This is a genomic window from Pantoea sp. EABMAA-21 (assembly GCF_030053335.1).
Lineage (GTDB): Bacteria > Pseudomonadota > Gammaproteobacteria > Enterobacterales > Enterobacteriaceae > Pantoea > Pantoea communis.
This window is the reverse complement of sequence record NZ_JASGBX010000003.1, coordinates 76,018-88,889: the sequence shown is the minus strand read 5'-3', so window position 1 is coordinate 88,889 and position 12,872 is coordinate 76,018. Positions and strand designations below refer to the sequence as shown.

The 12,872-nt window shown below is 56.7% G+C and carries 9 protein-coding genes; 1 reads left to right on the top strand and 8 read right to left on the bottom strand.

Annotation, left to right across the window (positions count from 1 at the left end):
- Positions 1-25 precede the first annotated feature (25 nt).
- The 3 genes from osmY to QMZ65_RS05875 all read right to left on the bottom strand — a co-directional run bounded on the left by osmY (position 26) and on the right by QMZ65_RS05875 (position 3,908).
- On the bottom strand, positions 26-613 hold the full coding sequence (gene osmY / locus QMZ65_RS05885) for a molecular chaperone OsmY (protein ID WP_283215581.1): 588 nt from the start codon (positions 611-613) through the stop codon (positions 26-28).
- Between the two features lie 257 nt (positions 614-870).
- On the bottom strand, positions 871-2,460 hold the full coding sequence (gene prfC / locus QMZ65_RS05880) for a peptide chain release factor 3 (RefSeq protein WP_283215580.1): 1,590 nt from the start codon (positions 2,458-2,460) through the stop codon (positions 871-873).
- Between the two features lie 344 nt (positions 2,461-2,804).
- Positions 2,805-3,908, bottom strand: a complete 1,104-nt coding sequence (locus tag QMZ65_RS05875) for a M20 peptidase aminoacylase family protein (RefSeq protein ID WP_283215579.1) — start codon at positions 3,906-3,908, stop codon at positions 2,805-2,807.
- A gap of 238 nt (positions 3,909-4,146) precedes the next feature.
- Here QMZ65_RS05875 and ftnA point away from each other — a divergent pair, with 238 nt between their 5' ends.
- Entirely contained in the window at positions 4,147-4,656 is a 510-nt protein-coding gene (ftnA, locus tag QMZ65_RS05870) for a non-heme ferritin (protein ID WP_097118111.1), read from the top strand.
- Between the two features lie 170 nt (positions 4,657-4,826).
- On the opposite strand, the gene QMZ65_RS05865 is transcribed toward ftnA, so the two are convergent.
- The 5 genes from QMZ65_RS05865 to QMZ65_RS05845 all read right to left on the bottom strand — a co-directional run bounded on the left by QMZ65_RS05865 (position 4,827) and on the right by QMZ65_RS05845 (position 12,769).
- Positions 4,827-7,670 (bottom strand): sensor domain-containing protein, encoded by a 2,844-nt coding sequence (locus QMZ65_RS05865; RefSeq protein ID WP_283215578.1) that lies wholly within the window; start codon positions 7,668-7,670, stop codon positions 4,827-4,829.
- A 166-nt stretch (positions 7,671-7,836) separates the two neighbouring features.
- Positions 7,837-8,955: an MBL fold metallo-hydrolase gene (locus QMZ65_RS05860; RefSeq protein ID WP_097118113.1), complete on the bottom strand. Its 1,119-nt coding sequence runs from the start codon at positions 8,953-8,955 to the stop codon at positions 7,837-7,839.
- On the bottom strand, positions 8,943-10,685 hold the full coding sequence (locus QMZ65_RS05855; protein ID WP_283215577.1) for an ABC transporter permease: 1,743 nt from the start codon (positions 10,683-10,685) through the stop codon (positions 8,943-8,945). The genes QMZ65_RS05860 and QMZ65_RS05855 overlap by 13 nt, the downstream gene beginning before the upstream one ends.
- Positions 10,686-10,687: 2 nt before the next feature.
- Positions 10,688-11,677, bottom strand: coding sequence for an ABC transporter substrate-binding protein (locus tag QMZ65_RS05850; RefSeq protein WP_283215576.1), 990 nt, complete (start codon positions 11,675-11,677; stop codon positions 10,688-10,690).
- Between the two features lie 24 nt (positions 11,678-11,701).
- Entirely contained in the window at positions 11,702-12,769 is a 1,068-nt protein-coding gene (locus QMZ65_RS05845; protein ID WP_283215575.1) for an ABC transporter ATP-binding protein, read from the bottom strand.
- Positions 12,770-12,872 lie beyond the last annotated feature (103 nt).

Sequence of the window (12,872 nt, the reverse complement as noted above, 5' to 3'; positions counted from 1 at the left end):
CCGAAGCAGTGCCGCTTCGCTCGCGTTAAGATTTCACCTTCAGGTCATTCTTCACGCTTTTGACGCCTTCAATGGCTTTGGCGATTTTCTCAGCACGATCGGACTGTGCCTGGGTCGCCACTTCTCCTGATAACTGCACCACGCCATCGGTGGTTTCCACCTTAACGTTGCGCGATGGCACAATGTCATCTGCTAAAAGCTTAGCTTTTATTTCACTGGTGGTTGCGGTATCCCCCGCATAACCTTTCAATGATGTTTCTTTGCTGTCTTTAACGTGCAGTTTGTCACTGACGGATTTCACACCCTCAACTTTTTGCACCAGCGCAACGGCTTTTTCCGCCTGATCCTGCGAAGCGACAAAGCCGCTCAGCGTGACCACGCCCTGATGCGTTTTTACTGAGATATCCGTACTTTTAATCGCTTCATCATCCACCAGCGCCGCTTTGGCTTTAGCAGTGATGCCGCTGTCATCCATAAAACCATCGACTTTTTTCATAGAACTATCGATTTTAGAACCCGTGCTGCTGGTGTCCGCAGCGTAGGCTGCGCCGCCCATCAGAGCAGTGGTAGCCAGAGCGGCAATCAGGGTTTTAGCAATCTTAGTCTTATTCATCGATATCATCCTTCTATCAGTTAACTCACTCGCAACTGCGAATGCGCCAGCAACAAACGGCGTTGCTGCATTCATAGACGTAATGAAACCAGAGGTCTCTTTTCTCGTCCGACAGGATAATCATAGTAGGGATTACAGGTTTTGCTGGCTTTTGTGGTTGATATCTCGCCAAAAAGCGATAAACGCAGCGCAATTAGGAGGAGTCTGTAGGATAAAAATAGGGCCAGTAAAATCACTGGCCCTGTGGTGATGCGGGATTAATGCTCGCGCGTTTTGCGGAACTTCACGTCAGGATAGCGTTCCTGCGTGATGTTGAGGTTTACCATAGTTGGGGCGATGTAAGTGAGGTTATCACCGCCATCCAGCGCCAGGTTCACTTCGTTTTTGCGTTGGAAATCGTCGAATTTCTTCGCATCGCTGCACTCCACCCAACGGGCGGTTGAGACGTTGATGGCTTCATATATCGCTTCGACGTTGTATTCGCTTTTCAGACGCGCCACGACCACTTCGAACTGCAGCACACCAACCGCACCCACAATCAGATCGTTGTTGTGGACCGGACGGAACACCTGCACCGCGCCCTCTTCCGACAGCTGAACCAGACCTTTCAGCAGCTGTTTCTGCTTCAGCGGATCGCGCAGACGGATACGACGGAACAGTTCCGGCGCGAAGTTCGGAATACCGGTGAACTTCATGTTTTCACCCTGGGTAAAGGTGTCGCCGATCTGAATGGTGCCGTGGTTGTGCAAGCCGATGATATCGCCAGGGAAAGCTTCTTCTACGTGCGAACGGTCGCCGGCCATGAAGGTCAACGCATCCGAAATCACCACGTCTTTGCCAGTACGCACCTGGCGCAGCTTCATGCCTTTCTCGTACTTGCCAGAAACCACACGCATGAAGGCAACACGGTCACGGTGTTTCGGATCCATATTCGCCTGGATCTTAAACACGAAGCCGCTGAATTTCTCCTCGCTGGACTCCACCAGACGCGCATCGGTTTTACGTGGCATCGGCGTCGGTGCCCAGGCCACTAAGCCATCGAGCATATGATCGACGCCGAAGTTACCCAGTGCGGTGCCGAAGAACACCGGGGTAATTTCACCGCTCAAGAACAGCTCCTGATCGAACTCGTGGGACGCGCCCTGCACCAGTTCCAGCTCATCACGCAGTTGCTGTGCCAGGTCTTCACCCACCGCCGCGTCGAGATCCGGGTTCGCCAGGCCTTTAACGATGCGCACATCCTGAATGGTATGGCCCTTACCGGTTTGATACAGGTAAGTTTCATCTTTGTAGAGGTGATACACGCCCTTGAACAGCTTACCGCAGCCAATCGGCCAGGTGATTGGCGCGCAGGCAATCTTCAGCTCGCTCTCAACTTCATCCAGCAGTTCCATCGGATCGCGGATGTCACGGTCAAGTTTGTTCATAAAGGTGATGATCGGCGTATCGCGCAGACGGGTCACTTCCATCAGCTTACGGGTACGATCTTCAACACCTTTCGCGGCATCGATCACCATCAAACAGCAGTCAACCGCCGTCAGCGTACGGTAGGTATCTTCAGAGAAGTCTTCGTGCCCTGGGGTATCCAGCAGGTTCACCAGACTGTCGCGATACGGGAATTGCATCACCGAGGTGGTGATGGAGATACCACGTTGTTTCTCCATCTCCATCCAGTCAGATTTAGCATGCTGGCTGGAGCCGCGGCCTTTGACGGTACCGGCGGTTTGGATCGCCTGCCCGAACAGCAGCACTTTTTCGGTAATGGTGGTTTTACCGGCATCCGGGTGCGAGATGATCGCAAACGTACGGCGGCGCGCCACTTCATCTAAAAAGGAAGCATTAGACATGTGTGAATTCTTCTTCAAGGGCAACGCGCGGGCGGCGCGCTGCGAATAAATCGTTCCGGGCAAAGCCGGGGGATAACGGAACCAATGGTGACGCAGTGGCGTCAGTTCACAGCAAGATGTGCGCGATCTACATTGGCGGCAGTCCGGTTATCCAGTCAGCATTAAGGCGGCATAGCATACAATATTTCAGCAGGCGGGGAAATCGCGGGATGGAACCTGTGTACACCCTCGCCCTGCCGCTTTCCTGCAGGCGAGAAGAAGAGACTGCTCGAGCGAGGCTTTCATTCAGGGTTACAGCCTCGCCCATTTGCGGGAGAGGCTGGGGTGTGGGAAACGACACACGACTAACCCAATACGCGCACCACTGCCGCCTTAAAGATCTTCACCCCAATCTCCAGCGAACTCAGTTCAAAACGCATATCAGGATGATGCAGGCCCGGCACCAGATTGGTACCCAGCCCCCAGAAACCGGCTTTCACCTGCGGTCTTCTCACCGGGTAGTAGAAGAAGTCTTCACTGCCTGGCGTGGATTTGGTGTCGAGCAGCCCTTCTTCCCCCAGTACATCGACGATCGCTGCCCGGATCACTGCCGTGGCTTCCTCGTGGATTTCTGCGGCGGGCATCTCTTTCAGTACCACTACTTCAGCGCTCGCACCCAATGCAGCCACGCTGTGCTGAATCGCCTGCGTCACTTTCTGTTTCAGCACCTCCATCGGTGCGTTCTCCTGCGAACGCAGATCCCACACCACGCGCGCCTCATCCGGCACGGAGTTGGTGACACCGGCATCACACAGGAAGCGGGTGGCTTTCACGCTCCATGTCAGACCCGGCGCCAGATGGATACTGTTCACCGCCTGTACCGCTTGTACTGCGGCATCCAGCGCATTGACACCCAAATGTGGGCGCGCGGCATGAGCAGGCACACCTTTAATTGTCGCTTCCAGCGTACTGCACGCCGAATAGAGCACGGCTGGCGTGGCTTGTCCGACATGGCACTCTTCCAATGGACGCACATGGAAACCGAGGATCATCTCAACATCCTCCAGCGCACCGCCCTCAATCATCGATAACGCACCCGCACCGAGTTCTTCCGCAGGCTGGAACAGCAGCTTAAGCTTGCCGCGCTTGATCGCACCCTCTTTCAGCAACTCCTGTGCCGCCGTCAGCACCACCGAAGAGTGCCCATCGTGGCCGCAGGTATGGCGTGCACAGGCGACGCCGTTAATGATGTGGCCGAGTGCATCCATATCTGCACGTAGCGCCAGTACCGGACCCGGCACGCCGCTGTCAATTTCCGCCACGATGCCGGTGGTGTGATTAATGCCGCGCGTCACGCTGATGCCAGCCTGCTCAAGTTGGTCGGCGATATAGGCGGAAGTTTTGAATTCTTCGAATCCCAGTTCCGGGATTTCATGCAGGTAATGGTAATGATCTAATACGTTCGACACCGCTAAGCTCCTGACAAGTAAAGGCTCATCACAGCATCCGCCGATGTACGGCTATAATCAATCCAGGGTGAATGAAAATGAGTCAAACCTGAGAACTCTTCGCATTCAATAAATGAAATAATTCCATTTACAATCAATAAGATAATTTCAACTTTTTGCTGAAAAAGCCTTCACAAAAAAGTATAGATTGATGCATAATTCACCGTACTTCACCTGACAAATTAAAAAGGACTCAGCCATGTTAACTGCTGAAATGACCTCTCGCCTGAACGATCAACTGAACCTCGAATTCTTCTCTGCCAACCTGTATCTGCAGATGAGCGCATGGTGCAGCGACAAAGGTTTTGAAGGTGCTGCCGCTTTCCTGAAGATGCATTCTCGCGAAGAGATGGAACACATGCAGCGCCTGTTCGATTACGTTAGCGATGCCGGTTCTCTGCCGGTGCTGGGCAGCATTGCCGCCCCTGCCGTTAGCTGGAACTCACTGAATGACGTGCTGGAAGAAGCGCTGAAGCATGAGCAGCTGATCACGCAGCGCATCAACGACCTGGTACACACCGCGTTGATGTCTCAGGACTACTCAACCTTCAACTTCCTGCAGTGGTATGTGGCTGAGCAGCACGAAGAAGAGAAGCTGTTCAAAACCGTACTGGATAAACTGGCGCTGGTGGGCAACAAAGGCGAAGGCCTGTTCCTGGTGGACAAAGACCTGGGGCGCATGAACGTCGAAGGCCACGGCCAGTCATAATAAAGACGACACACAGCTGAAAACACCACGCCCGGTAATGCCGGGCGTTTTTTTATGCTGAAATCGTACGCTTAGATGGCGACGAGCGTACAAACGATCAGGAACATAGACTCAACCAGGGGCGCATCAATGCCCCCCTGCGTTGTCGCATCGCCATACATGGCGACCGCTTACTCCAGCTCTTTCAGACGCAGTTCTGAAGGCTGCGGGCGGCCAAAGAAATAGCCCTGGAACAGGGTACAACCCTCTTCACGCAGCTTGGCGAATTGCTCGCTGCTCTCCACCCCTTCGGCGGTGATCTGAATATCCAGACTGCGGCTCATGCCGGTGATCGCCCGGATAATCGCCAGCGCTTCGCGGCTGTCTCCCATATCGTTGATAAACGACTTGTCGATTTTGATCTTGTCGAACGGGAAGGATCGCAGATAGCTCAGCGATGAATAGCCGGTACCGAAATCATCCAGTGCAATCTGCACACCAATCACTTTCAGGCTTTGCAGGGTGCGGATGTTACCCAGCGTGTCATCCAGCAGCACCGATTCCGTGATCTCCACCTCGAGGCGGTGCGGAGCCAGCCCGGATTCGCGCAACGCGCCTTCCACAACCGACACCAGCGAGCTGTTCTTAAACTGCAGCGGCGACAGGTTCACCGACACCGACTGCTCGGTGCCCCAACTCTGCGCCTCGCGGCAGGCTTCATATAGCGCATAAGCGCCCAGCATGTGGATCAGTCCGGTCTCTTCGGCAATCGGGATAAAATCATTCGGCATGATCAAGCCCTTAACCGGATGGTGCCAGCGCATCAGCGCCTCATAACCAATGATTTCGTCCTCATTGGTGATTGGCTGATAGTAGAGTTTCAGCTGACGCCCGGTGATTGCCTCACGCAGATCGTTTTCAATCACGCGGCGACTGCGCGCCACATCATCCATTTCCATGGTGAAGTGTTCATAGCGGTTACGTCCGTTGCGTTTGGCTTCGTACAACGCCATATCCGCACAGCGCAGCATGTGCTCCGGCGTGTTGGTGACCTGTGACGTCAACGCAATGCCCACGCTCAGCCCAACGGAAAGATTGTGCCCTTCAACGTTGATCGGCGGACGGATCGCTTCGATAAGGCGTTGAGCCACCACCGCCGCTTCCTGCGCGTTATTGATATTCGGCAGCACGATAGCAAACTCATCGCCGCCAATACGTGCCAGCGTGTCGTGATCGCGCAGCACACTGCGCAAGCGTTTTGCCACCACGCGCAGCAGATCGTCTCCAATCTGATGGCCCAGCGCATCGTTAACGTTCTTGAAGTTATCAAGATCGAGGCACAGCGTGGCGCTCAACGCATGGTGATGATTATCCTGACGCAGCGCTTCACTCAGCTTCTGCCGGAACAGAATACGGTTTGGCAGGCTGGTAAGGTTATCGTGGTGCGCCATGTGGTGAATACGCGCATCGGCTTCACGCTGATCGGTAACGTCCTCAACAATCAGCATCACGTAGTTCTGACGCATATCTTTGCCACTGATGGTGGTGGCGCGGGTATGCAGAATACGATCACCGCCTGCGGTCAGCAGCAGCTGCTCGCGTGAATGGATGCCTTCGCTGCGCAGCGCGATATCCGCCAGGCTGTTGAAATAGTCGCTCAGCTCCGCCGACATACACTCGTGCGGACGCTTGTGCATAATCAAAGATTTACTGACGCCAAACAGCTGCTCGGCTTTGTCATTAACCATCAAAATTTCGCGGCTGATGGCGTCTTCCACAATCACGCAAGACGGAATGTTAGCGATGATGGTATCGAGGAAACCAGACAGCTCAGACATCTTAGCGCTCTGCGCCTGCGCCAGATCCCGCGCACGCAGCAGTTGCTGTTCATTCTCACGACGTTCGGTGACATCACGGGTGATCTTAGCAAAGCCGATCATCTTGCCATCTTCATTGTGGATGGCATCGATCACCACATGCGCCCAGAACGCCGAGCCATCTTTACGATAGCGCCAGCCTTCATCTTCAAATCGGCCGGTTTTCAGCGCAATACCCAGGTTGGCTTCCGGCGTGTTGGCCAGCCGCTCCTGAGAACCGTAAAACACTGAAAAATGCTGGCCGACAATCTCCTCGGAAAGATAGCCTTTGGCACGCTGTGCCCCGGCGTTCCAGTTCACTACACGGCCCTGCAGATCCAGCATGTAGATAGCGTAATCGGTCACACCTTCCACCAGCAGTCGGAAGGTTTTCTCGTATTCCTGCTGTTTGCGTTGCAGCTCGCGCTGCTCGGTGCAGTCACGGGTGATTTTGGCGTAGCCAATCAGCTTGCCCGCATCATCACGAATCGCATCAATGATCACATGTGCCCAGAACGCGCTGCCATCTTTGCGATAGCGCCAGCCTTCATCCTCAAAGCGCCCGGTTTTGAAAGCGGTGCTGAGGTTTTTCTCAGGGATATGATTTTTGCGGTCCTGCGCACTGTAGAAGCGTGAGAAGTTCTGACCAACAATCTCTTCGGCCACGTAACCTTTGGCACGCTGCGCGCCGGCATTCCAGTTTTCGACGTTACCGTCGAGATCAAGCATGTAGATGGCGTAGTCCGTTACGCCTTCAACTAATAAACGGAAACGTTGCTCCTGTTCCTGCTGTTTGCGCTGCTGTTCTTGCTGAACCGTGCAGTCGCGGGTGATTTTGGCAAAGCCCAGCAGTTCGCCGAAGTCGTCGCGAATCGCATCAATCACCACATGTGCCCAGAAGGCGCTGCCATCTTTACGATAACGCCAGCCTTCGGTTTCGAAGCGCCCCACCGCTGTCGCTATTGAAAGCCCGCGCTGCGGCGCACCGTTTTTACGATCTTCTTCGCTGTAAAACAGCGCAAAATTTTTGCCGACGATTTCGTCCGGCGTATAACCTTTAGCGCGTTGCGCTCCTGCATTCCAGTTGGCGACGGTGCCATCGGGTTTGAGCATGTAAATGGCATAATCCACCACGCTCTGCACCAGCAGCCGGTACATGACGTCAGAGTTATTATTCATTGTTGTTCGCCTATTGCTGGCCTGGTATTAATTGCTTCTTAAGAAAAATCTTAATTACCGTGGAGACTTAAACGCAAAAGCGCAGCGCTGACAAGCGTTAATCGTCCACAGACAAAAGTTGGTAGTCAGGTTATCGGCAATGGCGAAAAAACATTCAGAGGGATACTCAATATATTCTGCTACGTTGACGCTGCTCCTGGGGAAAACGCGGACTATCCAGATGGCATTGCAGGGGGAGATGCGCTTGCCAGCATAATGGCGCGCGTGTCGCTAAAATCGGGCACTCTGCCGCCGCAATAAAGGCCGGGATCACGCGCTGGGCAGCGGTTTTCTCAATTAACCATAGCTGATCGTCAAGCGGCGGATGGACGTTCCACGGCAGCCAGCGTGCCTGCTGCTCGGCCAGCAGCCGCGCAGCGCGTGTGCCGGGCGCAACGTGACTGCTGAAAATCAGCTTAAAGCCTGGCTGAGCACTGAGCTGCGCGGCTAAGCCGCTGTCGGCCACCGCATCGGCCGCCACAATGACATCCGCAGGCCGCCATTGTTCCGGCTGCGGCTGTTTCAACAAGCGCACCAATCCCAGCGCCGTGGTGGCGGGCAGTTTGTCCATCGCCAGCAGTTGCGCGACCTCACTGCGAATTTGCGGGCAGAGCTGAACCGCCAGCCCCCGTGCGGTGAGCTGTAAAGCCACTTCCGGACCGCGTCCGTGTTCCGGCACGGCAATCACCGCGCCGTGGGTGGCGGCCATCCCCAGTGCATCCATCTGATCGCACAAACGCTGCGTGCGATCGCCGTAGGACGCATCAGTGATCAACAGCTTAGCCTGCGGCGGGCAGTCAAACGGCAACAGCAGCGCTTCGCGGCTCCAGTCGCCCATATAGGTGATGCCACCGGCAATCGGCAGATGGAACCATACCGAACCCGGCGAATGGCCGCTGCGGCCGGTAAACAGATTTAACGGGCCAATGGCCGTTTGCCCGCGTAGCGGTAACAAACGTCGCGCATACATCGGCACCGCGACGTTAGCCAACTGCAACCAGGTTTGCTCGGTGGCGTACACCGGCGGTGAGCCGATTTGCGCCCAGCAGTCGAGCGAGGCGGCGTGATCAATGTGCGAGTGGGTCAAACATAACGCATCAACCCGGCCAATGGCGCGGATATCCGGGCGCACGCCGGGTTGCGGACCGGCGCCGAGATCCCACAGCAGGCGATAGCCTTCCATCTCAACCAAAAAGGCCGCGGGCAGCTTGCCGCCCACACCGCTGATAACCGTTAAGCTTGCCATGGTAAAACCCCTTGCGGCAGGCGCCGCGCCAGCCGCGTTGCCAATCCCATCAGCAAACACACGACCAGAATCATTAGGCAGCCTACCGCGGCCGCCAGCGAGGCGGAGCCCCCTTCGTCGAGGAACACGATGGTGGGTCCGATGGTTTGGGTTTGCGAGGTGACCAGCAATACCGAAACCTGGATTTCATTCAGTGCGGTGAGGAACACCAGCACCGTGCCCGCCAGCGCAGAAGGCGCAGCCAGCGGCAGTAAAATATCGCGCATGCGGCGCATAAAGCTGGCACCGCACAAGCGTGCCGCCTCATCCAGCGCCGGTTCCAGTTGCGCGAAGCCTGCCAGGGTCGGGCGCAGCACCAGCGCAAGGAAGTTCGCCAGATACGCGGCGAGGATGATCCACACCGTGCCATACAGCGACACATTGATTATCGGCAGCGGCCGCAGGAAGAACAGCATCGCGGCGACACCGGTAACAATGCCCGGCAAGGCATAGGTGAGTTCACTGGCCAGCCACAGGCCGCGCACCAGTTTGGTCCGTCGCCAGCTGAGGAAATAGGCCAGAGGCAGCGCGGTGGACGTCAGAATCATCGCCGCCAGCGTGGTTAGCCCGAGGCTGGTCATAAAGGCATGGCGCACCGCCGGATAGCCCCATAGCGCGCTGCGGAAGTTCTCCAGGGTCAGCGTGTGCCAGGTGAGTGCCTGACCATATCCGCTGGTGAGTGCAGTGATCAGCAGCGCACTGACCGGCAGCAGCAGCGTCAGCACCATCCACAGCCAGGCGGTACCTTCAATCGCCATGCGCCCGCGCCCTAGCGTTTGCTGCCACAGGCGCGGCGCACCGTTGACGCGCACATCATGACGCCCACCGAGCCAGGCGCTGGCCGCCATACCCGCCAGCGTGATCACGGCAATCAGCAGCGCGTAAACGGCGGTATTGGTTAAGGCGCTCGGACCAATGCCGTTGAGCTGCTGATAGACCAGCGTGATCAGTGTCGGCACGCGGGCAGGAATACCCAGCATCGCCTGAATACCGAAGTTACCGGCAGCGGCAACAAAGGTCAGCGCGGCCCCGGCAAAGATCGCCGGACGCGCCAGCGGCAGAATGATGGTGAACAGCACGCGCATCCTGGACGCGCCGCTGATCTGTGCCGCTTCGACTAAATCGGCCGGTAAGCGACGTAAACCCGCGCGCACGGTGAGAAACACCAGTGGCGCGTTGTGTGTACCGAGCAGCAGCACGATGCCGCTCAGCGAATAGAGCGGCTGTTCGCCGGGTGCAAACCACGGCAAGCCGAGCGAACCAAACAGCAGTGCTAACGGGCTGGACGGTGCCAACGCCTGCAGCCACGCCAGCGCCGTGACCTGCGGCGGAATCATCAGCGGCAGGATAAAGGCAAACACCCAGGCGGTTTTGGCGCGCAAATCGCTCAGCGCCACCAGCCAGGCGGCGGCGGCGCCGAGCAGCACCGAAATCAGGGTCGAGCTAAAGGCGATGAGCAACGTATTGCCACTGGCAATCAGCACGCGGTCGCTGGCTACCAAGCGCGTTAACCGAGCCATGTCCGGCACGCCCTGAGGAGCAATCGCCGTCCACACCAGTCGCAGCAGCGGCGCGACAGACAGCAAACCAATCAGCAGCACCATCAGCGCCAGGATCAGCTTTTCGCTGTTGAGACGCCAGCGTTGGCCGCCACGCGTCGCGTTACGCCATTCGTTGCTCACCACGCTCATGCTTAGCCGCCAAACATTGCGGTGAACTGATCGCGCACCGTGGCATCTTCCTTGATGGCTTTCGCCACGTCAGGGGTCAGCAGTTTGATTTTATTAATGGGCGTAAAGCCGTCCGGTGCAGAAACACGATCGTCCACCGGACGGTTACCCTGCTCGACCACCAGCTTCTGGCCTTGCTCAGACAGCATAAAGTTTACGAAGGCTTTAGCGGCGGGCAGGTTGTGCACCGACTTCATGATCGCTACCGGCTCCGTCACGTAAGAGACGCCCTCTTTCGGGTACACCAGATCGACTGGCGAGCCTTTTTTCTTCGCCAGAATCACGTCAGCATCAGTGATGATGCCGTACTTATCCAGTCCGCTGGCCACCGCTTTCAGCGCCGGGCCATTGCCGCCCTGCGGAGCCACACCAATCGCTGCCAGCTTCTTGTAGAAGTTCCAGCCGATGGTTGGCGTGTTGATATCGGTGTGCAGCTTGTACAGCGCCGCACCAGAGTAGAGCGGGCTTGGCATGGCGATCTGACCTTTATTGGCCTCTACCGCCAGCGCGTTCCAGCTGTCAATCGGCTGTGCGTGCTGGGTGTTATAAGCAATCACCGTGGCGATGATTTTGGTGCCAAAGAAGGTTTTGTCTTTGTCGTAGAACGACGGATTGATGTGGCTCAGTGGCGCATCTTTGTAGCTGTAGAGCTGGTTCTGATTCTTCAACGCGCCAAGGTTGATGGCATCGGCAATCAGCAGCACATCTGGCTTAGCGCCACCGCTCATCATCTCGGTCTGCAATACGTTCATCAGCTGTGTGGTGCCGTTACGCGTCCACTCCACTTCGACTTTCGGGTACGCGGCTTTGAACGCGTCCACGGTTTGCTGCGCGATTTCCGGTGCCTGTGAGGTGTAAATCACCAGCTTGCCGGACGGGGCATCATCGGCGTGGCTGGTGGCGGCAAACACTAATCCACTGGCTAACATCAAAGCGTTAAAAGACGTGCGCATAGCAATTTCCCTAAGGTTTGAACGTTATGAAGGAAGAATCCAACCGTCGCGCAGCGCCACACCAAGGGTCGCGTCAACAACGGGTAAAGCGGCATCGGCCAGCTGCAGCGTGATGCTGTGGTCTGGTGCCTCGATGGGTGCAACATCAATTTGGTAATGGCTGCCGCGATAGATCACCCGCTGCACGCGTGCCGCAAACTGCGGTTCACCCGGTTCAGCGAGACGGAAATCCACCGCATGAAAACTGGCTTTGCCATGGGGCATCGGGCGTTGATCCGGTGCACAGCGCAAGGTGACGCGCAGACCGCACAACGTGGCGAGCGCTTTGCCCTCGCCGGTAGGTTCGATATCGCTGACCGGCAGCACTTTGCCGTCATCGATAAATCCCGCCACCATTGCATTCGCCGGTTCACGCCACAGGGTTTGCGGCGTGGCGAACTGCATCACGCGGCCGCTGTCCATCACGACAATGCGGTCGGCCAGCGCCATCGCTTCGTGCTGATCGTGGGTGATGTAGAGCAAGGTGGCGTGGCTGTGGCGATGGAAGCGTCGAAACTCCTCTTCCATGGTAGCGCGCAGGTGCACATCAAGGTTGGCCAATGGCTCATCGAGCAGCACCAGCGTCGGTTTAGCGACCAGACAGCGGGCTAACGCCACACGCTGACGCTGTCCACCGGAAAGATCGGAAGGACGGCGCGAGGCAAAGTTTTCTAATCCCACCAGTTCCAGCGCCTGCTGCGTGCGGCTGTCACGCTCATGGCGCGCCACGCCGTTGACTTTCAGGCTGTAGGCGACGTTTTCCGCCACCGTCATATGTGGCCACAGCGCATAGCTCTGGAACACCACGCCGAGCTGGCGATCTTCCGGCGGCAGGTGCACGCCCGGCGCAGCAAAGCAGCGCTCACCGACGTGGATTTCACCGGCATCAGCGGTTTCAAAGCCCGCCAGCAGACGTAATAAGGTGGTTTTGCCGCAGCCCGAAGGACCCAGAACGGCGATGAACTCTCCCTGCGCAATCTGCAGCGAGATATCCTGAAGTACCGGCTGGGCAGCAAAGGCTTTGCTTAACCCGCGAAGTATGATCGTTGCCATGTTTCTGGCCTTTATCTGACAGTCCGGCTAAGACCCTACGACAATCAGATGACGATCCCGTGACATCGATTTGACGTTTCCGTGCTCAAACAAAACGGGAGGC